Origin of the sequence: Enterobacter cloacae complex sp. ECC445, assembly GCF_021892025.1 — a bacterium.
Lineage (GTDB): Bacteria > Pseudomonadota > Gammaproteobacteria > Enterobacterales > Enterobacteriaceae > Enterobacter > Enterobacter chengduensis.
The window spans coordinates 35,942-57,090 of sequence record NZ_JAKLRZ010000001.1 but is presented as its reverse complement, the minus strand read 5'-3'; the positions used below and the strand labels follow the sequence as shown (position 1 = coordinate 57,090).

General features: G+C 51.9%; 18 protein-coding genes and 3 tRNA genes. 2 read left to right on the top strand and 19 right to left on the bottom strand.

The window, feature by feature from the left end; translation table 11 throughout:
• Positions 1-486 precede the first annotated feature (486 nt).
• From L6R44_RS00295 to uvrY, 7 genes are all read right to left on the bottom strand, one after another.
• A complete protein-coding gene (locus tag L6R44_RS00295) occupies positions 487-1,164 on the bottom strand; it encodes a DUF2076 family protein (RefSeq protein ID WP_237422873.1) in 678 nt (225 codons plus the stop codon).
• Between the two features lie 216 nt (positions 1,165-1,380).
• A tRNA-Leu gene (locus tag L6R44_RS00290) sits at positions 1,381-1,467 on the bottom strand.
• 11 nt (positions 1,468-1,478) lie between these two features.
• Positions 1,479-1,552: transfer RNA gene (locus tag L6R44_RS00285), tRNA-Cys, on the bottom strand.
• 46 nt (positions 1,553-1,598) lie between these two features.
• A tRNA-Gly gene (locus L6R44_RS00280) sits at positions 1,599-1,674 on the bottom strand.
• A gap of 152 nt (positions 1,675-1,826) precedes the next feature.
• On the bottom strand, positions 1,827-2,375 hold the full coding sequence (gene pgsA / locus L6R44_RS00275; RefSeq protein ID WP_008500348.1) for a CDP-diacylglycerol--glycerol-3-phosphate 3-phosphatidyltransferase: 549 nt from the start codon (positions 2,373-2,375) through the stop codon (positions 1,827-1,829).
• Positions 2,376-2,431: 56 nt separating this feature from the next.
• The gene (gene uvrC, locus L6R44_RS00270) at positions 2,432-4,264 is read right to left on the bottom strand and encodes an excinuclease ABC subunit UvrC (RefSeq protein WP_077064132.1); all 1,833 of its coding nucleotides are present in this window, start codon (positions 4,262-4,264) and stop codon (positions 2,432-2,434) included.
• A complete protein-coding gene (uvrY, locus tag L6R44_RS00265; protein WP_013096026.1) occupies positions 4,261-4,917 on the bottom strand; it encodes a UvrY/SirA/GacA family response regulator transcription factor in 657 nt (218 codons plus the stop codon). The genes uvrC and uvrY overlap by 4 nt, the downstream gene beginning before the upstream one ends.
• Here uvrY and L6R44_RS00260 point away from each other — a divergent pair.
• Together L6R44_RS00260 and L6R44_RS00255 are read left to right on the top strand one after the other, a co-directional pair.
• The gene (locus L6R44_RS00260) at positions 4,910-5,389 is read left to right on the top strand and encodes a hypothetical protein (RefSeq protein WP_237422872.1); all 480 of its coding nucleotides are present in this window, start codon (positions 4,910-4,912) and stop codon (positions 5,387-5,389) included. The two genes, uvrY and L6R44_RS00260, sit on opposite strands and share 8 nt — an antisense overlap.
• Positions 5,386-5,610 (top strand): DUF2594 family protein, encoded by a 225-nt coding sequence (locus L6R44_RS00255; protein WP_008500345.1) that lies wholly within the window; start codon positions 5,386-5,388, stop codon positions 5,608-5,610. Before L6R44_RS00260 ends, L6R44_RS00255 begins: the two co-directional genes overlap by 4 nt.
• A gap of 66 nt (positions 5,611-5,676) precedes the next feature.
• Here the strand turns inward: L6R44_RS00255 and sdiA are convergent, their stop codons facing one another.
• The 12 genes from sdiA to L6R44_RS00195 form a co-directional block, all read right to left on the bottom strand.
• A complete protein-coding gene (gene sdiA / locus L6R44_RS00250; protein WP_032641394.1) occupies positions 5,677-6,399 on the bottom strand; it encodes a transcriptional regulator SdiA in 723 nt (240 codons plus the stop codon).
• Between the two features lie 221 nt (positions 6,400-6,620).
• On the bottom strand, positions 6,621-7,373 hold the full coding sequence (gene tcyN, locus L6R44_RS00245) for an L-cystine ABC transporter ATP-binding protein TcyN (RefSeq protein ID WP_023336161.1): 753 nt from the start codon (positions 7,371-7,373) through the stop codon (positions 6,621-6,623).
• Positions 7,370-8,038, bottom strand: coding sequence for a cystine ABC transporter permease (gene tcyL, locus L6R44_RS00240; protein ID WP_014884380.1), 669 nt, complete (start codon positions 8,036-8,038; stop codon positions 7,370-7,372). Before tcyL ends, tcyN begins: the two co-directional genes overlap by 4 nt.
• Before the next feature lie 21 nt (positions 8,039-8,059).
• Positions 8,060-9,046, bottom strand: a complete 987-nt coding sequence (gene dcyD, locus L6R44_RS00235) for a D-cysteine desulfhydrase (protein WP_032641396.1) — start codon at positions 9,044-9,046, stop codon at positions 8,060-8,062.
• Positions 9,047-9,152: 106 nt separating this feature from the next.
• On the bottom strand, positions 9,153-9,953 hold the full coding sequence (gene tcyJ / locus L6R44_RS00230; protein ID WP_237422871.1) for a cystine ABC transporter substrate-binding protein: 801 nt from the start codon (positions 9,951-9,953) through the stop codon (positions 9,153-9,155).
• Between the two features lie 86 nt (positions 9,954-10,039).
• Complete coding sequence (fliZ, locus tag L6R44_RS00225) at positions 10,040-10,591, bottom strand: flagella biosynthesis regulatory protein FliZ (RefSeq protein WP_237422870.1); 552 nt, start codon at positions 10,589-10,591, stop codon at positions 10,040-10,042.
• 54 nt (positions 10,592-10,645) lie between these two features.
• On the bottom strand, positions 10,646-11,365 hold the full coding sequence (locus L6R44_RS00220; protein ID WP_014170714.1) for an RNA polymerase sigma factor FliA: 720 nt from the start codon (positions 11,363-11,365) through the stop codon (positions 10,646-10,648).
• 131 nt (positions 11,366-11,496) lie between these two features.
• Positions 11,497-11,946, bottom strand: a complete 450-nt coding sequence (locus L6R44_RS00215; protein WP_032641402.1) for a GNAT family N-acetyltransferase — start codon at positions 11,944-11,946, stop codon at positions 11,497-11,499.
• A 10-nt stretch (positions 11,947-11,956) separates the two neighbouring features.
• Entirely contained in the window at positions 11,957-12,658 is a 702-nt protein-coding gene (locus L6R44_RS00210; RefSeq protein WP_237422869.1) for a WbqC family protein, read from the bottom strand.
• 16 nt (positions 12,659-12,674) lie between these two features.
• Positions 12,675-13,829 (bottom strand): DegT/DnrJ/EryC1/StrS family aminotransferase, encoded by a 1,155-nt coding sequence (locus L6R44_RS00205; RefSeq protein WP_032641405.1) that lies wholly within the window; start codon positions 13,827-13,829, stop codon positions 12,675-12,677.
• Between the two features lie 143 nt (positions 13,830-13,972).
• Entirely contained in the window at positions 13,973-17,371 is a 3,399-nt protein-coding gene (locus L6R44_RS00200) for a glycosyltransferase (RefSeq protein WP_237422868.1), read from the bottom strand.
• Complete coding sequence (locus tag L6R44_RS00195; RefSeq protein ID WP_237422867.1) at positions 17,368-21,006, bottom strand: glycosyltransferase; 3,639 nt, start codon at positions 21,004-21,006, stop codon at positions 17,368-17,370. The genes L6R44_RS00200 and L6R44_RS00195 overlap by 4 nt, the downstream gene beginning before the upstream one ends.
• Positions 21,007-21,149 lie beyond the last annotated feature (143 nt).

The following is a 21,149-nucleotide window of genomic DNA, read 5'->3' as shown; positions in this document are numbered from 1 at the left end:
GTTTTAACTCGCAGCTCAGGACCTGTCGATTGATTTCCCCTTCAACGATCTGAAAGCAAAAGGCATTTCAGATCTTGAAGGTAAACAGGCAATTTCCGGCCATAAGAATTTGCGACAAACGGCAATTTATTGCCGGAAAGTAAAAATAGTACCCGTTGTGTGAGGACAGAAAAACTGATTGGATAGGCGCTCGCGTGAAATCCTCTTAGAATGCATCTTCGTAAAGGAAAATTGCAGGTAATGAAAAACCACCTTCGATGGTTTATACGACGCTGCTTATCATTTATTTTTACTCTACTTTTCCCATAGTAGCAGGAGTGAGACTTGTGCCCACACAGCGCAAAAGCCGGAGGCTCTCTTACAGGGTAATCACTGATAAAGGTTTCACTCCTGCCGTGACTATTCAGTCTTTTTAAGAACAATGCCAGCCATCTTAGAGACTGGCATTAACCGCAAGACCACTTACTATATCCAGCGTTAACGTCGTTACATAAAACTGTCGTCATCATTGCTGTAATCGTCATCAACATCATCGCTCAGCCAGCCGTCATTATTATTACCGAGCGGATCGTTCTGGTTGAGAAAACGGGTGTCGGAGACATGATTTACGTCACCGTATTGATTACCGACAAATGGCTCACCACCGACGGGCATTGTCGGTTCTTCGATGATATTCACGATCTCTTCCGGCCGCGACTGATGGAACATATTGGTCAGCATCTCGGCTAGCGCGATGCCACCGGCCACGCCAGCGGCGGTCTGGAGCGCGCCAGCCATAAAACCGCCGCCGCGAGGAGCCGGCGCTGGCGCCCGCGAGTAATCCGGCGCCGGAGGCTGTTGCGGCTGGGCATTCCAGCTGCTGTTTGGCTGCGGGTTGCTTTTCCCGCCACCAAACAGGCCGCCGAGGAAACTGCCGCCCGTAGAGGGTTTGCTTTTTTCCGCGGCTAATTCGCTTTCAAGCTCCTGAGCCCGGGCCTGCAGACGTTTCAGCGCCGCTTCCTGAATCAAGATCGATTGCGCCATATAGTAGGGGGCCGCAGGCTGCTGTCTGACAAATTCAGCGATCTGACGCTCTGCATCTGCATCCCGCTGGCTGTTTTGTTGTCCGGCCTGTTTCAGACGTTCAAAAAGGCCGTTGATAAGCTGCTGTTCTTCATATTGCACGACAATAACCTTCCGATCTTCAGGGTGGATATCATCTAGTTTATCAGCGGCGATAACATGTGTCTGGCGAGTGAAATGTTTGTTTAAGAATGGTTGCAAGTTAGCGAAAACTCGCTCTGCTTTTGGGGCGAAAAAACTCAAATTGAAGGCACAAAAAAACCACCTTTCGGTGGTTTCACGACACTGCTTATTGCTTTGATTATTCTTTGTTTCCCATGGTAGCCGGAGTGGGACTTGAACCCACACAGCGCGAACGCCGAGGGATTTTAAATCCCTTGTGTCTACCGATTCCACCATCCGGCCAGGGAAGAAAGTGGAGGCGCGTTCCGGAGTCGAACCGGACTAGACGGATTTGCAATCCGCTACATAACCGCTTTGCTAACGCGCCGTAAAACTTTTCTAACTGACACCCGCTGTTGCGCATGTCTTTAATCTGGAGCGGGAAACGAGACTCGAACTCGCGACCCCGACCTTGGCAAGGTCGTGCTCTACCAACTGAGCTATTCCCGCATGTCATCAAGTAAACGTCTAACCACTTGATTTCACTATCGTCCGGCTTGCTGTGCCGCCGTTCGATGCGTTGCATTCTACTGATATGACGTTATGAGTCAACGTTATTTTTTGCATCCCCGGATCGTTTGCTGAAAATTACGGCGAAACGATCACTGATCAAGCAAATCCCCACGCGCGGCGTTCAAATATTGCAGCATTGACCACAGCGTCAGCACTGCCGCCACCCACAGGAGGCCAATCCCCGCCCACTCAACCCAGGCGTTCGGACGCCAGAGCATCCAGACCAGCGCCGCCATCTGCGCCGTCGTTTTGACTTTACCAATCCACGAGACCGCCACGCTGCTGCGTTTGCCCAGTTCCGCCATCCACTCGCGCAGAGCAGAAATAATGATCTCACGGCCGATCATGGTGGCCGCAGGCAGCGTCACCCACCAGGTATGATAGTGCTCGGCCACCAGCACCATGGCGATAGCAACCATCACTTTATCCGCTACCGGATCGAGGAAGGCGCCGAAACGGGTGCTTTGATTCCAGCGACGGGCCAGATAGCCGTCAAACCAGTCGGTTACCGCGGCAATAAGGAAGATCAGTGCGCAGGCGAAAGGTGCCCAGACAACCGGCAGGTAAAACGCCAGCACAAAGAACGGTATAAGCACGACACGAAAGAGAGTGAGCAACGTAGGGATATTATATTGCATAGTGACGGTAACTATTTGTTGTCAGTAAAATTTAGCTCTATGTTGCTACAGAGCCCTCAATGTTTCAACGAGTAGTAGATCTTTTCTGCCAGCCCTTGCGAAATACCCGGCACTTTTGCAATTTCCTCCATGCTGGCGCTGAGTAATCCTTGCAATCCGCCCATATACTTCAGCAGCATCTGGCGACGTTTTGGCCCAACGCCTTCGATCGTCTCCAGGGCGCTGGTGTTTTTCACCTTCGCCCGTTTTTTGCGGTGGCCGCTGATGGCGTGATCGTGGGACTCATCGCGAATATGCTGGATAACGTGCAGCGCCGGAGAGTCCGGCGGCAGGCTGAAGCCCTCACCTTCCGGCTCGAAGAACAGCGTCTCCAGGCCAGCCTTACGATCTGCTCCTTTTGCCACCCCCAGCAGCAGCGGATGGTTTTTATCCCAGCTGACGTCAAGCGATTCAAATACCGCTTTCGCCTGGCCGAGCTGCCCTTTCCCACCGTCAATCAGGATCACATCCGGGATTTTGCTCTCTTCGATGGCTTTACCATAGCGGCGACGCAGCACCTGATTCATGGCCGCATAATCATCGCCCGGCGTGATTCCGGTGATGTTATATCGGCGATACTCGGCGCGCAGTGGGCCGTTGGCATCAAACACCACGCAGGACGCCACCGTCTGTTCCCCCATCGTATGACTGATGTCGAAACACTCCATCCGCTTCACTTCCGGCAGCTTCAGCAGCGTCGCCAGAGCCGTTAAGCGCTGGTGTACCGTCGACTGCTGCGACAGCTTAGTGGTGAGTGCCGTCGCCGCGTTGGTTCGCGCCAGCTTCAGATAGCGCGCGCGATCGCCGCGCGGTTTGGTCTGTACATTAACCCGACGGCCCGCCAGTTCAGAGAGGGAATCGGCGAGCAGGGTTTTATCGTCAAGATTAAAATCAAGCAGGATCTCAGAAGGCAGCGTGCGCATCTGGCTCCCCTGCAGATAGAACTGCCCGACAAAGGTTTCCACCACTTCACCCAGTTCGGTTCCCCCCGGCACTTTCGGGAAATAGCTGCGGCTGCCGAGCACTTTGCCCTGGCGTATAAACAGCACGTGCACGCAGGCCATCCCGGCGTCAAAGGCGACGCCAATGACGTCGAGATCGTCACCGGTATTGGAGACAAACTGTTTCTCAGTGACTCTGCGCACCGCCTGAATTTGGTCGCGGATACGCGCAGCTTCTTCGAACTCGAGCGCGGCGCTGGCTTTTTCCATCCGCGCGATCAGCTGCGTTAAGACCTGATCGTCTTTTCCGGCTAAGAACAGGCGCACATAATCCACCTGCTGGGCATACTCTTCTTCACTCACCAGGCCGGCTACGCAGGGGCCCAGGCAGCGTCCAATCTGGTACTGCAGGCACGGGCGCGAGCGGTTACGGTAAACGCTGTTTTCGCACTGGCGGATCGGGAAGATTTTTTGCAGCAGCGCCAGCGTTTCACGCACGGCATAGCCGTTTGGGAACGGGCCGAAATATTCGCCCTTCGCGTGTTTAGCACCGCGGTGCATGGCGAGGCGCGGATGGGTGTCGCCGCTCAGAAAAATAAACGGGTAGGATTTATCATCACGCAGCAGGACGTTATAGCGCGGCTGGTAGAGCTTAATGTAGTTGTGCTCAAGCAGCAGGGCTTCCGTCTCCGTGTGCGTGACGGTGACATCAATATTCTGAATGAGGGAAACCAGCGCTTCGGTCTTACGGGAGGCCAGGTTACTGCGAAAATAGCTGGAAAGGCGTTTTTTAAGGTCTTTGGCCTTCCCCACATAGATAACCGTACCGCCAGCGTCATACATGCGATAGACGCCAGGCTGGCTGGTTACGGTTTTCAGAAATGCCTTTGAATCGAACACATCACTCACTGACTTAACAACGTCTCCGCATTACACAAACCATGCCGGATGGCCAGATGCGTCAGTTCAACATCACCATGGATGTTCAGTTTACTGAACATCCGGTAACGATAGCTGTTCACCGTTTTAGGGCTGAGATTCAGCTGTTCCGAGATCTCATTCACCTTCTGGCCTTTGGTGATCATCAGCATAATCTGCAATTCACGCTCAGACAAACTCGCAAACGGTGATTCGGTTTTCTCGGGTTCAATCTGGCTTAGCGCCATCTGTTGGGCAATGTCGGAAGCAATGTAACGCTGCCCGGCAAACACGGAGCGGATAGCATTGACGACTTCCTGCGGCGCAGCGCCTTTACTCAGGTAACCCGCTGCACCCGCCTGCATCACTTTCGCGGGCAGCGGGTTTTCGGTATGCACGGTCAGCATGATGACTTTCGTATCAACAAAGGTACGGGCGATTTTGCGGGTTGCTTCAAGACCACCGATACCGGGCATGTTCATATCCATCAGTACCACATCGGCCGAGTTAGTGCGGCACCATTTTACCGCGTCTTCGCCACAGCACGCCTCACCGGCAACTTTAATACCTTTAATATCTTCAAGAATGCGTCGTATCCCTGCGCGCACCAGTTCGTGGTCATCAACAAGAAGGACGTTGATCAAAGGAAATGTCTCCAGAATAGGGATAACGCTACTGAGTGATAATTTGGTTTATATTAACGGTTTTCCTCACAAGATTAAAACGTTAAAAAAACCGGCTATTCGATTTTGCTCTCGTTTTTGGAAATTAGGCTGTACAGTCCGTGGAAAGAGAGCCCGTGGATACAGGGCTTTTGCGGCTTTTTTTAAGCATCTGTATTCAAAAAGTTACAAAAAACGTGCAGCGTTTCCCTGCAAAAAGAACACTCCTCAAATTTTTGTAACAATAATTAACGACAAGCAAACCGGGTATAAACAATTAATAGCCTTTAACTTCGGTTCAGTTTACCGGTACGTCCTGTTTACGCAATTAAACATCTGCGTAAAAGTACGAAAAACAACCGCTGCATTTTTTGCTTTAGCTTGTGGTATACTCCGCCGCCTTGACTTTCGTCGTCGCGCTTTAGCGCCGTTTAATAATGAGGAAAATAAATGAGCACACCTGAATTTGCCACTGCGGAGAATAACCAGGAACTGGCACAGGAAGTAAACTGCCTGAAAGCGCTGCTAACGTTGATGCTGCAGGCGATGGGCCAGGCGGATGCCGGTCGTGTGATCATTAAAATGGAAAAACAAATCGCGGAGATGGAAGACCAGGCTGAATCTGCGGTATTTGCTAACACCGTTAAGCAAATCAAACAAGCCTACCGCCAGTAACAAAAAACGGCTGAATGCAGCGCATTCAGCCGTTCGCTCGTCTGTCACGCAGAACGTCTTCTCCCGTCAGATCAGCCCCGTTGCCGCCGCGTAGCACGCGATCTGGGTCTTGTTGGGTGCATTAAATTTCTTCTGCATATTCTTCTGATGGAAGTTAACGGTATTCTCCGAGATGGAGAGGATGATCGCTATTTCCGCAGACGTCTTTCCTTCCGCAGTCCATTTCAGAATTTCACGTTCACGTTTGCTGAATTTCATTTCGGGTGGCATGACCATCCCGTCTTCAAAACGCATCAGCGAAGTTAAGGCCATTTGCACCAGCATTTGCAGACGCAGTTCAATTTCCTCATGGGTATACGGCCCTTCCAGTACGCTAGTACGTGAAACTGACAGGAAGCCGAGCGCGTGATTAGGCAACATCAGGCACTGCGTTATTCCTGCGCGTAAACCGTGGTCCTGCGCGCCATGCCATAATTCCTGCGCGTCAGCGAATAATGCGTCGGTCCAGGGTAAATGACCCTGCATGAAATTCTCCGGTTTTAAAACCGGATCAATCGCGAAATAGTTCGCGGACTGATATTGCGCCATCCACGGCTTTGGATACGTGGTTTGCAGCGATATCTTTGGCCGCGTAAATGGCACGGGATGACGCACGCAGAGCGCGTAATAATCGAACTCAAGCGCCTGCGTTTGTCGCTCTAGTTCCTGATATACCTCGTCGGCACAGGTCAATTCCTGAAACCGGAGGAAGCAATCCCGTCGCCAGGTGAAAAAGTCTGAATCCCTCATACTTACTAAATGAAGCCTCTGAAAAGATAATCATTATTATGGTGAATATAACCTAACACATAAAACTTTTTTCAAACGACAAAATATCGGCAATTGCACGATTAACTTTACTCTCGATAAGGTTTATCCGAGCGGGATGGAATAAAAAAACAAAGGATAGCGCACAGCGAGAGAATAATTTGCTCCAGGCTAAATTTCTGGAGCAAATTAGCGCAAAAATGCTACTGCATGAGGAATTTTTCAAGGAACTGACGGGTTCGCGGCTGCTGTGGGTTAGCAAACAGGCTTTTCGCTGGCCCCTGCTCCACAATCCGTCCCTGATCCATGAAGATGGCTCTGTCAGCAACGTCGCGTGCAAAGCTCATCTCGTGCGTCACGATCACCATCGTCCGTTTTTCCTGCGCCAGCTGGCGAATGGTGTTCAGCACTTCGCCTACCAGTTCCGGATCGAGCGCAGAGGTCGGTTCATCAAAAAGAATCACGTCCGGGCGCATCGCCAGCGCGCGCGCTATCGCCACGCGCTGCTGTTGCCCTCCCGACAGACGACGCGGATAGCTGGTCTCTTTCCCCGCCAGCCCGACCTTAGCGAGCAGCTCGCGCGCGCGCGCCGTTGCGTCCTCTTTCGATTCACCTTTTACAATCACCGGCCCTTCGATAATGTTCTCCAGCACCGTGCGGTGCGGGAAGAGGTTGAAGTTCTGGAAAACGAAGCCGACGTGCTGGCGCAGGCGGCGAATCAATCCTTTCTGCTGGCTGATAGACTTCCCGGTATCAATCGTTATCTCCCCGACCCGAATGGTGCCGCCTTCCGGCTGTTCAAGCAGGTTAATGCTGCGCAGCAGCGTCGTCTTTCCCGAACCGCTCGGCCCGATAATCGCCACCACTTCACCCTGCTCCACCTCCAGGTCGATCCCGTGGAGCACCGTTTGACCGTGGAATTTTTTCACCAGGTTTTTGACGTCGATAGCACTCATTTTGGATCACGCTCCTGGCGGTTAAGCTGGTTTTCGAAGTAGTTTTGCAGGGCAGACAGCACCGTCGCCATCACCCAGTAAATCAGCGAGGCGGCCAGATACATGGTAAAGACCTCAAGCGTGCGTGACGTAATCAGCTGCGCCTGACGGAACAGCTCCGGTACCTGGATCGTTGCCGCCAGGGAGGTATCTTTCACCAGGCTAATGAAGCTGTTGCTCAGCGGTGGAAGCGCTACGCGCGCCGCCTGCGGCAGAATGGCGCGACGCAGCGTCTGCCACGGCGTCATCCCGATACTGGCCGCCGCTTCCCACTGCCCTTTGTCGATGGAGGAGATGGCCGCTCGCAGCGTTTCAGAGGTGTACGCTGCGGTATTGAGCGACAGGCCAATCATCGCTGCGGGGATCGGATCCAGCTCGATACCAAACTGCGGTAAGCCGTAGTAGATCATAAAGAGCTGGGCGATAAGCGGCGTGCCGCGAAACACGGAGATATAGAAGCGCGCCAGCCAGCGTACCGGCAGGATGGGCGACATGCGCATTAATGCCAGCACAAATCCCAATACCAGCCCGAAGAACATCCCGCCGATACTGAGCTGTAACGTAAATACCGCACCTTTCAGCAGATACGGCAGAGAATCAATAACCAGTTGAATACTTTCTTGCATTATTATTTTTCGACCTGATTTTTAGACATGAGGATGGTAGGCAAACAGCGCAGGCGCTCCGCCGGTATGGACAAATAAGATCGGCCCTTCATCCTTAAAGCGTTTCTGCGCAATGCCGTCAATCAGTCCGGCCATTGCTTTGCCGGTATAGACCGGATCGAGCAGGATGCCTTCGAGGCGCGCCAGCAGCTTAACCGCTTCCATACCCTCTTCGTTCGGCGTGCCGTAGCCCGGCGCAAAATAGTCATCCCAAAGCAGGATATCGGCCTTTGCCTTCAGCGCCAGCTGCTCTGCGACCGCCTGCTGTAAAGTGACCACCTTTGGCTTTTGATCCGCGACGCTGCGGGATACCGTCACGCCAATCAGCTCGACGTCCGGCAGCAGTTGCTCCAGCCCCACCGCCAGCCCGGCATGCGTGCCCGCACTGCCGGACGCGACCACGACGGAGGAGAGGCTCACCGCCCCCTCGCACTGCTGCGCGATTTCCAGCGCGCTTTCCACGTACCCCAGCGCGCCCAGCGCGTTAGAACCGCCGACGGGGATAACGTACGGACGGAAACCCTGCGCTTCCAGACGCGTCGCCAGCTCATCAAGCTGGGCCGTCGGGTCGGTCAACGCATCCACCATTTCGACCTGCACGTTAAACAGATCCAGCAGGAGTCGGTTACCGTTGGTGAGATAGTTTTCTGCCCGCGTGCCGATCGGGTTTTCCAGCAGTGCCACGCAGTGGAGCCCGAGCTTCGCCGCCACGGCCGCCGTCTGACGAACGTGGTTGGACTGGATAGCCCCGGCGGTAATGAGCGTATCCGCCCCCTCGCGCAGTGCGTCAGCCGCCAGAAACTCCAGCTTGCGCAGCTTGTTGCCCCCCATTGCCATCGGCGTCACGTCATCACGCTTAATAAAAATATCGCGCCCTAAATAATCAGAAAATCGCGGCAGGTACTCCAGCGGCGTAGGCGCCCCGATAAACTCCAGGCGGGGAAAGCGCGTTAAATTCTGTAGTGACATGGGTTCTCCGGTAACTCTGACAAAATGTGATATTTTTCATTATGCACGCAGACGCGTAAGAAATAAAAAAGGCGCTTTTAAAAGCGCCTTTTTTCACGTCAAAGACTTATTTGGTGACGTCTGCCCCGAACCACTTCTCGGAGAGCGCCTTCAGGCTGCCGTCTTTTTGCATGTCAGCAATCGCGGAGTCAATCGCTTTGACCAGGTCTTCGTTGCCTTTACGAACGGCCACGCCCGATTCCTGACGGGAGAACGCATCACCCGCCACCGCGAGGGTGTTGTTGGTTTTCTTCACCAGATCCAGCGCCGCTAGGCGGTCAACCAGAATGGCGTCGATACGGCCCACGCGCAGATCCTGGTATTTCGTCGGGTCATCATCATAGGTGCGGATGTCCACGCCCTGCACGTTCTGGCGCAGCCACTCTTCGTAGTTAGTACCCAGACCCACGCCGACTTTCTTCCCTTTCAGGTCCGCAGCCGCTTTGATGGTGCCTTCGTTGCCTTTTTTCACCAGCGCCTGAATACCGGACACGGTGTACGGCGTAGAGAAGTCATATTTCTTCTTACGCTCGTCGGAGATGGTCACCTGGTTAATCACCACGTCAATACGTTTGGAATCCAGCGACGCCAGCATACCGTCCCATTTGGTCGGCTTCAGGGACGCTTTCACGCCGAGGTGCTTCGCCAGCTCTTCGGCAAACTCCACTTCAAAACCGGTCAGCTTACCGTCATCGCCCTGGAAGCTGAACGGAGGATAGGTTCCTTCCAGCCCAACCAGCAGCGTACCGCGCTCTTTCACTTTATTCAGCAGGTTTTCTGCGGCGAACGTTTTCACGCTCATGCCCGCAACCAGCGCAACGGCCATAACGCCCATCAGCGCCTGACGACCCAGAAGTGCAAATTTCATAAATACCCCGATATAGTGGAATTTTTACGTAGTGTAGAGAAATCGCCTGCAACGTCAAAGGCGACTGCGCTACATCTTATTCTTTTTTAATATATATCAGAAGTTGTTCCCACGTGGGCTTTCTGCTTTATCGCACCCGGCATTTGTACCTTGTATTGCGCATACTTGCGCAGCGCAATTCGGTAGTTGTTGGTGCTGGTCGCAGGCAGCCACGGCTCCAGATTTTCGTCCAGATAGCCGGTCTTCAGCAGATCGCGAGAAATATTGTTGACGGTCAGATGTTGCCCGAGGCGGCGCAGGCGAACCACATACTCGCGAACGGTGCCGTGGCTCATCTCCGTTTGCTCAAACAGGAACTGCTTGAAGCCGATAATGTCGAAGAAGTCGCTTTGCTCTTTGCAGTGGAGATCGCCACAGAAACGGCAAAGCGCCACCCACTCTTTTTGCTCTTCGAGCCATGCTGCTTCGTCCATTAACGTGTCGAGACGCGAAATCGCAATCTTATTAACGATTTCGCCCCGGCGAACCAGCGTGATACGATCGAGTAACTTGTTACAGTGGGCGCAATGCGTCTGGCTGTGTTTAAAGTCTTTCAGGTAGCGGCTTAAAGGCCGTCTTTTAGATTGCTGCACCGTCATGATAACTCCTGGTTGTCAATACGTTGTGCGGCATTTTTCAGGTGAATCAATCACCTATAACTTACCCAGCTTGGTTCGTAAGCGTTTGATGGCCTGGCTGTGCAGCTGGCTCACCCGCGACTCTCCCACCTCCAGAACAGCGCCAATCTCTTTGAGGTTAAGCTCTTCCTGGTAATAAAGGGTTAATACCAGCTGTTCGCGTTCAGGCAGAGCTTCAATAGCCTCCATCACGCGCTGGCGTAAATTCCCTTCCATTAAGTGGTGTAACGGGTTTTCCTGCTGGTGCTCATCCGTCACCAGTTCGATGCTATCGCCATGCTCTTCGCGCCACTCGTCATAAGAGAAGAGTTGGCTATTATTGGTATCGAGCAACATCTGACGATACTCTTCAACAGCAATGCCAAGACGTTCCGCCACTTCGGTTTCCGTTGCGTTACGTCCCAGTTCCTGTTCCAGCTGCCCCATCGCATGCGCCACTTCGCGCGCGTTGCGGCGAACGCTGCGCGGCACCCAGTCACGGCTGCGCAGCTCGTCCAGCATCGCACCACGAATACGCTGAACTGCGTAAGTCGTAAATGCCGTTCCTTGCAGAGCGTCGTATCGGTCAACTGCATTCAATAACCCGATACCGCCCGCCTGTAGCAGATCGTCAAGTTCCACGCTCGCCGGCAAGCGCACCTGGAGGCGCAATGCTTCGTGACGCACCAGCGGGACATAACGCTGCCACAGCGAGTGTTTATCCATTACACCTTCAGCGGTATAGAGTGAATTCACGATAAACAGCCCTGCGTTAGTTGAGTTATCGGCATGATTATCCGATTCTGCAGGGGTTTTAATCGGGGGAATAGTGGGTGAAATGGGGGGTTATTTCTGCCTTACTCCTTCCCCGATCCAAATTAACGGGATTAGGACGGACCGGACACTCTACTTTTTCGCACCATCATGAGCGTATCCTGTTCAGAAGAAGAGATGATAAATCCATGTTTTGAATACAATCTAATAGCCTTTTCTCTGATGCTAAGCACTTCAAGGGCTATCTGTTCAACACCCGCCTCTTCAAGATAAAGAATACTATTGCGCAATAACTCATCCCCGATGCCACAAGATTGCCAACCAGGTAGTACAGAAACATTAGTAATAAATCCGGTCCGTTTTTCCTTATTCAGATATGCCGCAACAAGGCCAATTAACTGGTTATCGCTCCACGCTTCAAAGGTACAGCCATATTTTTTAATTTTAGCAGCATAACGTTCAATATTAACCTGCCGCATGAGATGCTCGACAAAATCGGATTCGCCAAGATGAAGATGCCCTGCAATCTGCATGGCAGTGGCGGTGTTGACGCGTGATATCATCGCATGCTCCTTAACCACTCACAGTCCAGCCATGACGGCAAAGGTTGATTACCTCATTTTTACTATTAAACATCATGACATCGATAATTGAGAGCCAAGGGACAAACTCAGCACCAAACTGTGGATAACAAATATTCTTCGGTTGGATAAACTGTAAGTTGACACCTTGCTGCTGAAAGCTTTCGCTGTCATAAAGTGCGCGACCACCAGGAAGGTTGATATATGTATGAGCCTCCAGAACCGAGCAAATGGACAATATTTTGTCCTGAGCACGCAATTTATGATCAATGGCAATATCAGACGAGAGCATAATTTCACACTCCAGAGATAATACCTGACGCAATACCATCAATGAGTTACCAAGATAGTCTGACAAATTATCGCAAGAACAATTAACAATCTCTTCTACAAGCGGAAATACCGTATGAAAGTAAGGTGCGTGACGATAGGCATCAAGAAATTGATTGAGCACATCCTCACGAATAAAATTATCTGACAAGTGACGACTGTTGATTGCAAGAAAGCGAGAATCCTTCGCTAATGGAAGAGTAACAATGCCGGGTTGATTATGTTGCAAAATACGATTGCGATTGATCCAGCCCTGCCTGACGTACTGCACGTTGTCAAATAGAACAAAGCGGTCAACCGCAGACATCAGTTGAAAATAACCAATATAGGGTAGAAAGTAAGGTTGCATTACTGCAATTTTCACAACTGATAATCCTTATTTATAACTCACTAGTTGCGACGCACTGTGCATTTTTATGCGGAGAAAATGTCTTACTAATAATTTCCACGATCCGGATCTGATTTTCATACGTCAGGCCAGGATAAATAGGTAGGCAGAGAATACCCCGAGAAATCGACCACGCGACAGGAAGATGTTGGGCATCAGCTGTTGCAAATTGACGGTACATCTGAAACTCACTAATTAGAGGATAGAAATAGCGTCGTGCAAAAATCCCCTGCTGCCGTAAGGCACTGTAAACTTCATCGCGCGCGCTTAGAATGTTACCCTCAAAGAGAACGGGGAAATAGGCGAAATTCCATTCAATCGAGCAAGATGGTGTTATATAGCGAAGTTCCGGCAGCCATTCATCCAGCAGCTTTACATACCGCTCATAAATCGCTTTGCGTTCCGCCAGAGCCGCGTCAATATGCTGCAACTGAAGCAACCCCATTGCCGCCTGGACTTCATTCATTTTGCCATTAATACCTGGGGCCATGATGGTGACCTCATCAGCAAAACCAAAATTTTTCAGATAGTCAATTCGCTGTTTGGTTTTAATGTCATGACAAATAATCGCACCACCTTCAAAGGTATTAAATACTTTGGTGGCATGGAAACTCACGACCGAAAGATCGCCGTGGTTCAGGACACTGGTATTATTCTCTTTTACTCCAAAACAATGGGCAGCGTCGTAAATAACCTTTAGTCCATATGTATCGGCGATCTGTTGAATACGTACGGTATCACAAGGAATACCGTAACAATGCACCGGTAATATTGCTGACGTTTGCGGCGTGATGAGCGATTCAATTTTCTCAGGGTCAATATTAAACGTATCGGGATCAATATCCGCAAAGACCGGAGTGAGTCCATTCCAAAGCAAACTATGAGAGGTTGCAACAAAGGAATACGGGGTGGTGATCACCTCGCCACGGATCCGCAGCGTCTGCATAGCCGTCAGCAGGGCAAGCGTACCATTCGAGAATAAACTCACGTACTTTACGCCAAGATAACGCGCCAGATCCTGTTCAAGCTGTTGGTGAAACTCGCCGCCGTTTGTCAGGATCCGGTTTTGCCAAATTTTTTCCAGATAAGGAAGAAACTCCTCGAGGGGAGGCAAAAGCGGGCTGGTAACATAGACGTTATCACTCATATGAGAACCTGTGGACTAAGGGGTGGTGCCCCATCATAGCGATGAGGACACCGTTGCTATCGGTAAAACAAGACCCCTTTCAGGACTCAATTACCTAAACGGCCCAGCTTTCCGGGTAAAAAACGCCTCGAAAGTGCCCTGCGTTACATAAATAACCTGCGGATAACCTCTGGGATGGACTCCCGATCGTAAATGAAGGCGTCAATCTCCTGCTGACTAACCGCGTAGCTGTCGGCATTAACGATTTCGTTCTGCCAGACCTGTGGGTCAGCTTTAAGGCGCCGGAAAGGGAGATCGTTGTGCAATGAAGGAACATCGCTAGAGACAATTGCTATCCCACAGGCTGCGAGCTGAACCGCCTGATAGTCATCTTTAAAACGGTTGTGGTCGCTGTTCAGCCTGAAAATAATGGCTATGTCGGCTCGCAGCTGATGCAGCTGCTCAGGTGACATCCATTCCCCGTGCCAGCGAACCGTTTCTGCGACCATAGGCAGCCACGCCGCGGGCCATGCCCCCAAAATTATCCAGTCCACCCTGGCGTGCGTGGCGGCGATAACCCGGCTAATGAATTCTCGCTCTTTTACGGATAACGCTTCCGGTATACACAATACGCGTCTGCGTTCGGACGAAGTCGGCCTCGCCTGCGACACCCATTCACGCCCCAGCAACACCGGCAGACGCGACACCGGCCTTTTTCGTTTGCTTAGCTGAGCTTCACGCTCTGCAGACCAGGTTAGCCACTGCGTCACCACACTTACCTGCTCCTGACCGTTATTGCCTGAACCGGCTGAATCCGCCAGCGCATAAATTCGCAAAGGGATAATCCGACTCACCGCCGTAAGACGTGCAGATAGCGACTTATCCGGGGCATGGCTAAGCACCACAATATTCGGTACGAGACGCAATATTTCTGGCACTGACAGATCGGAAGAATCACGTATCAGGCAGATCGCGTTATCTGTCGACAGATTCTGCAGCAGGTCGGCAATACGTTTCGAGTATTCGCAGTCCTCACCATTTTTAAGCAACAGAACCATTGCGCGCGTCAAGGAGAGATCTTCAGGCCCGTTGGTCGTAAGAGGCCCATGGCGGAACAACGGACGTTGTAGACTGAGATAGCGGTTATAGGCCGGATCGTCAGTGAAAACCTCTGGCATCTCGGCGAGTAATGTCTGACGTTGAGAATTCTCGCTGACGCACACCTTTTCGAGAAGCCGTGTATTGTCCGATACCACAACGCTGAACGGCGTCCAGACGGCAAGATAACCAGCACGCTTTAGCTTCAGAGGCAGAATAATATCAATCACATGCGGGTCGTCGAATTCAGCCGACAACCCGCCGACGCGCTGCCATGCTTCACGCTTGACCAGCAGGCAGTTACTGCTCAGAATGGAATAGTTTTGTTCGCACTGGTAGCGTGACAGCTCGCCTTCTGTTTGCCAGTGTTCCCCTTGACCTACATGTCCGACCCAACCCTCACCCCCAGCGATCATACCCGCACTCAGCAACCGTTGGTCAGTGGTGATAAATTTTGGCCCTGCGCTTCCTACTTCAGGGCGAATCACATGGCTCAGCAATGTCGTCAGCCAGTTTTTCAGGACAAAAAGCGTATGGAGATCCAGAAGTAAAATAAAATCACCAGTCACATTTTGCGCCAGGCAGTTCATGCGACTTGCGTAGTTTTGCTCAGCGCCACAGACGATCGCCGTTAATGGCATCACCTCCTGCATCTGCTTGATGAGATCAATCATCTCTGCATTGGCGTTTTCAGCCACCGCCAGCAGAATCTCTTTGTTCTGCCACTCGGTATTCTTCATCAGACTCTCAACGCAGCGGATCAGTCGCGCTGGTTCATCACCCGCATCAAGCAGAATGCTGACTTTTTCACGTTCTGGCTGTGGGTAGCTAATACGCCACGTCAGATTTTTTTGCTGTACGGCGCTGGCCTGAGAAAATCCACGATGCTGCAGATAACGCTCGAGAATCTTTGCTTCTTCAAGCGCAGACGGGAAGTCAAAAACGGAGGCAGGCACCAGGGTAATAATATCCGTAATATGCCCGATACAGCCCGTACCCCATTGCAGCAGGTAATCGATCAACGCGTCAAATTCGAACGCCTGGCTGAATTCAGGGTGAAATTTACCTGCGGCAAGCCAGCTCTCGCGCCGGAACCAGACGCGTCGTAAATAACGGTGAGGCGAAGCGAGGAAAAGATCGAGATTAAAATCCGGTTTACGTATCGGAGTGATTTCACCACCACTGGCGCGTACCGCCTCATCCGTATAAATGGCCTGACATTCCCCGGCCTGCGAGAGCATATTACGCATTAACCCAATGCTTTCCGCAGTATATTCAACACCCGCATCGATGCAGTGCAGCCAGTCGAAGGCCTCTTTTTCCGCCAGCTGCCTGACAGCACTAACCCAGCTATCTACCGAAACCATGCGAATATCCATGGCCGTCGCGCGATACCCTGGTTCTGGCGCAACAAGAAGAATCGTCCGTGAATCAATGCCCTGACGGGTAAGTGAGGCGACGGATGCGTCGATAGCGCTCACCTGCGCATTCAGGCACAGGATAACGTGCAGCAGACGGGTTTCTGCCGTGACCGTCGTCGGCAAAGTGCGGTGAGAAATCCAGTGGCCGAATGAGTTGCGCTCCTTTACGTCATCCTGCTGCTGCGCTTTCGCCTGGGTTAGAGACAGGAAGCGATCAAACTGGGTTTCCAGAAGTCGCCTTTTGGCCAGAACAACGTCGCGAACAATCGGTAGTCCTGCACGAATGTGGTCCAGTGCTTCCGGTGAATCAGAGTAACCGAAACCGGCACCACCAATATCCTGTAACGACTGCTCGTTCAACGCATAATGTTCATATCCCGGAACCGACAACGAAACGACCGGGCAGCCACATAGCATGGCTAGCAGGCAGGTTCCTGATGACTCATAGGTATAAAGCACCCGCCCGCGTTTCAAAAGCATCGCCAGCTCGCGTAATGACAAAGGATTGCGCATCGACAAAATAGTGATGTTTTCTGGCAACCCCGATAAATCAATCGCGGATTCGGGGATCCTGTTCAGGTAGAGAAAGTCTTTATCTTTAACCGGCTGGTCATCCTGAAAGAGTGAGAGGTCATAACATTCAATCCCCAGAATATTCGGATCGGGTTCTTTGTCTGCAAACTCAGGGCGGTACCAGAAAAAGAGATCGTCAGCTCCGGCCTCAATGGCGTTTTGCATGATGACCCCTTCCCTGTTTAACATGTAGCGGACGGTTACCGGCGCAGAAAAAGGATTTCCCGTCGTTACCTCCGGGTAAACAGCAATCCAGGACCTGCCGCTGGAGATGACCTGCTCATAGGCTTCTTGCGTAAGCGCTGGCGCATTCCATTCGGGGTTGACGGTACAACCAACCATCCAGGCGCGACCACCACGCTCATTGATCATATGGCACAAGCGGTGAAGCACCTGAATACCCAACGACGACTCACGGTAGTCCGGTGCGGCAATCAGGTAGGGAGAATGAAGATCTATATGCATAGTCATTGTGCCAACCAACCTTGTTGCCAGTCATTAAGTCCATTTTCGCGCAGATACCAGTTGCGCTGTACGGCACTCCGTAGTTCATCCCCCTGGCGGATACGGTAATCCGCGTCATTGAGGTACGGCTGAATGGCTTTCATCCAGTCTTTATAGCGGTTTTCAACCAGGGTGACCGGTAGCCCGCAACGGTACGGAGCAATATCCGTGGCAACGATCGGTACTCCACAGGTACCAATTTCCAGCAGCCGTAAATTACTCTTGCATTCATTGAACTGATTGATTTCCAGAGGAACCAGTGCCAGATCGAGATTCAGGCTGGCCAGCTTTTCAGGGTACATCTCGAAAGGAACGCCAGGGTGGAACTCACAGTGGACATTACGCGGCTTCATTCCCATAAAGACCCATTCAACGTCATTCTCCAGCGCCTTGATCAGAGGTAGCAGGATTTGCAGATCCCCTGCATGGGTGCTTCCCCCCGCCCAACCAACGCGTATTTTTTTACCCACCCCCCGCTGACTCAGCAAATGTTCCCACTGGTCGGGTGCAAGGCGGTTTTGCGCAATCCGGATATCATGATGGAAACGGCTGTAGGCTTCAGCAAGCGGCGCCGTTGAGACAACAATTCTGTCTGCACTTTCGAGTATTTTCCGAAAGCTCTTCACCATGTGCTGCGGGTAATTATCGCGATTACCATTTTTTAACGGTACGTTAAGTAAGAAATCATCGTACTCGATGATAACTTTGGCATTACAGACCTCACGCAGCTGCTGAATAATATTCGGGAAGCGGCTCCCGGTGAGTGACTCAAGTAAAATCACATCTGGCTGAAGTTGCGCGGCTTCCATGACGGAGGGAATGCTGTTCATCATCCCCCCCTCCAGCATATGGTGACGCTCCATGGCTTTAAACGGCTGCATAACCCGGTGATGCCCGCAGCCATTCCAGTCGACATGATGCGCCAGCACAACGGGTAAAGGACGTCCCGGCAAAGGGGTATGCAGACGCGCACTGTTTTCACTCAGGGTGAAAAGCGCGCCGGATTTTTGCATAAGCGGATGATAAGAAGGATCTATGAGCAGCTCTGCCTTCCACTCGTTACGCAACTGTGCGTAGTGTTCCAGCATCGGTCGTTCAGGAACCTGGTACTTATCGGCCAGAAGGCGTGTCGCTCCGCCCATATGTTGAACGCGCGAACAGGGCGTCCAGACGTTTAAATAGCCCTGCTTTTGCAGCCTTATTCCCAGATCAACATCGGCAAAATAGACGGGATAACGTTCTTGCGTAAATCCATTAAGCGCGAAAAACACCTCTTTTCGCAGCATCATACAAGAACCGCTCACTGCCGTTACGTTATGCGGGACGCAAAGATAGTCCTGAAAACCTGAGTCAGCGCCGCCCGCGCCTGCAAAAGCAACTTCCACACCGTTTTGGACGCCGGTCAGATACCCACCATGCTGGATCCGGCCATCCTTAAACTCCAGGCGAGCCCCTACCACGCCCACCTCCGGGCGTAATGCGTGTTCCAGTAACGCGTCCAGCCACGCGCCATCAATGATTTCACAATCGTTATCAAGGAAAACGAGCACGTCTCCCCTCGCCTGCTGCGCGGCCGCGTTGCCCATTTCTGCAAAATTGAATGGGGCGTCATATCGCAATATCCGCACCTGCTCCAGCCCAAGATTCGCTAGATCGTTCAGGAACTGACAGGCATCGCCCTCTACTGACTGGTTATCAACGATCATCAGCTCGTAGCGCGCGTAGCGGGTTTTTTCCATCAGGCTTTCAATGCAGTTCTTTAGTAAAGCAAACCGATCGCGCGTGGGGATTATAATTGAGACCATCGGCTGGGCATCCCAGTGATAGCGAAGGCGCGGTAGAGCTTTAACGGCTTCGGTCTCATAGGAGGCAGAGATACCAAGTCGCGTAAGATGTGCCAGCACGCCGTTCCGATGCTGTTCCATAAGACCTGGCAGCTCAGTCCAGCGTTGCGCAGGTTCAGAATTGCAGAGCAGCACTTCAGGCACATGCGTTAAGACACTGATACCCTGTAGCTCGACCAGACGCCAGAGCAAATCGGTAAATGGCGTATAAGCAAAGAGAGGGTTTAGCCCTCCTGCGACCTTTGCCGCATGGCAATCAATGAGCAGCGCCTGTCCAACGTAAGGCTTACTGCGCAGGAGATCGATATTAACCCCGGGGCGCAAGGTGACAACAGGTTCATCGTTTTCGGCAACCATCATTTCATCACAATAGGCGACACTTGCCTCTGGATGATGAATTCGGTGCTCAGCGAACCGCAGCAGCGCGTCATCTAACAGGGTGTAGCCCGCAGGGAGCATCAGCAGCGCCTGAGCAGGGCTGTTTTCCAGTAACGCATTAATATCGGAAACAGAATGCGCCACCTCTACAGAGATCGGCACTAGCGATTGAGCGAGCGCCGATGCACGGGTAATCTGGCACTCTTCAGTCGTTTTATTTTGCGCGAGGATAACAACACCCAGTCTGGCGCGGTCCGGAAAGGCATCAGCACAGGCACGCAAAGCCTCACGACGCGCGTTCGTGATATTTCGATCCTTTATCCAGCGGGTAATAGAGTAGTTTTCGCTCTGCTGGAGCAGCAGCGCTTTGCTGTGGAATGCCAGCGCATAGCGATCTTTTTCAGAAAGCGTGTAAGGCCTTTGCGAAACAGGAAAATCCAGCACAGCGAGAATATTCTGCTCAAGGCTCCAGCGTGATACGAACGTCTGATGATTTTTCTGCACCCATTTATTGGCATCGTTATAACCGTCGGTCAGCAGTTGAATCCACTCGTCTGCACCCGGGCAAAAACGCAAATTTACCCCAGAGAAATAGTTAGCCTCATAGTGCGCAAGATTTGTATCGTTCAAATACCCTTCAACATAGTTTCCGTGGGCTAAAAAGACCGGTACGCCGAGAACAAGCGCTTTAGGAACATACTGTTCATCCGTAATAACAACGTCATAACCCGCGAGCCACTCCGGTTCAATACGCCCGGATTGAGCACTTAAATCGAGCCATTCAATGCGTATCTGCGACTGGGCTGCGCGCTGCTGCACTTCATACATTTCAGCGGACATTTTATCCGCGATATAGAGAATCCGACGCAACGCTTGCGCCTCGCGATTAGCGTAAACGTCGCAGTAAGCGTCAGGCACGAGCCACGGCATCAGATGCAGCTTGTCTTCCTGGATCCCCGTCTGTAGCAGGATGGTCTGCGTAAACGCCGACAGGCCAAGCACTCGCGTTGCCAGAGCATTCTCAAGCCCGGCGCCCCATGGAATATAAAGATCGTTGTAATCACTGTAATGGCGGAAGATAAAAGATCCCGCCGTTTTCTGCTCATGCAGCGCTGTAAGCAGTTTCTCACTAAAAAAGCCTTTGACGACCCATATAACGTCGTAGCGTGCGGCCAGTTCTCCCGCATTCTCTGTAACAACTGTCAGGGCTCCCGTTGCCTGCAGTCTGGCCACTTCTGGCTGAAGACGCTTCCCGATAAACGAGGTACAGAGAATCACATGCCATTCCCGTCTTAGCAGGGCATCAGCTATGTCGAGCACTTCCGTGCAGGAAGCAGACCATGCGTCCAGTTTGTCCACACTTATCAGAATTTCAGGCATTTTTATCCCCAACGCCGCCACAAGGACGCCTACAGTTCTATTTTCAGTAATGCAATATTGTGAGGGATAGAAGACGGTTTAAGAGGAAAAATAGGTTGGATAATTGGGCTTAAATCTGGCGATTGGGAAATAAAAAAGGCATC

Bases quoted from the DNA above. Each gene is read 5' to 3' on its own strand.
- pgsA (WP_008500348.1), bottom strand. From the start codon at position 2,375: ATGCAATATAATATCCCTACGTTGCTCACTCTCTTTCGTGTCGTGCTT.
- L6R44_RS00255 (WP_008500345.1), top strand. From the start codon at position 5,386: ATGAGCACACCTGAATTTGCCACTGCGGAGAATAACCAGGAACTGGCA.
- sdiA (WP_032641394.1), bottom strand. From the start codon at position 6,399: ATGAGGGATTCAGACTTTTTCACCTGGCGACGGGATTGCTTCCTCCGG.
- tcyN (WP_023336161.1), bottom strand. From the start codon at position 7,373: ATGAGTGCTATCGACGTCAAAAACCTGGTGAAAAAATTCCACGGTCAA.
- tcyL (WP_014884380.1), bottom strand. From the start codon at position 8,038: ATGCAAGAAAGTATTCAACTGGTTATTGATTCTCTGCCGTATCTGCTG.
- dcyD (WP_032641396.1), bottom strand. From the start codon at position 9,046: ATGTCACTACAGAATTTAACGCGCTTTCCCCGCCTGGAGTTTATCGGG.
- tcyJ (WP_237422871.1), bottom strand. From the start codon at position 9,953: ATGAAATTTGCACTTCTGGGTCGTCAGGCGCTGATGGGCGTTATGGCC.
- fliZ (WP_237422870.1), bottom strand. From the start codon at position 10,591: ATGACGGTGCAGCAATCTAAAAGACGGCCTTTAAGCCGCTACCTGAAA.
- L6R44_RS00215 (WP_032641402.1), bottom strand. From the start codon at position 11,946: ATGATATCACGCGTCAACACCGCCACTGCCATGCAGATTGCAGGGCAT.
- L6R44_RS00205 (WP_032641405.1), bottom strand. From the start codon at position 13,829: ATGAGTGATAACGTCTATGTTACCAGCCCGCTTTTGCCTCCCCTCGAG.
- L6R44_RS00200 (WP_237422868.1), bottom strand. From the start codon at position 17,371: ATGACTATGCATATAGATCTTCATTCTCCCTACCTGATTGCCGCACCG.
- L6R44_RS00195 (WP_237422867.1), bottom strand. From the start codon at position 21,006: ATGCCTGAAATTCTGATAAGTGTGGACAAACTGGACGCATGGTCTGCT.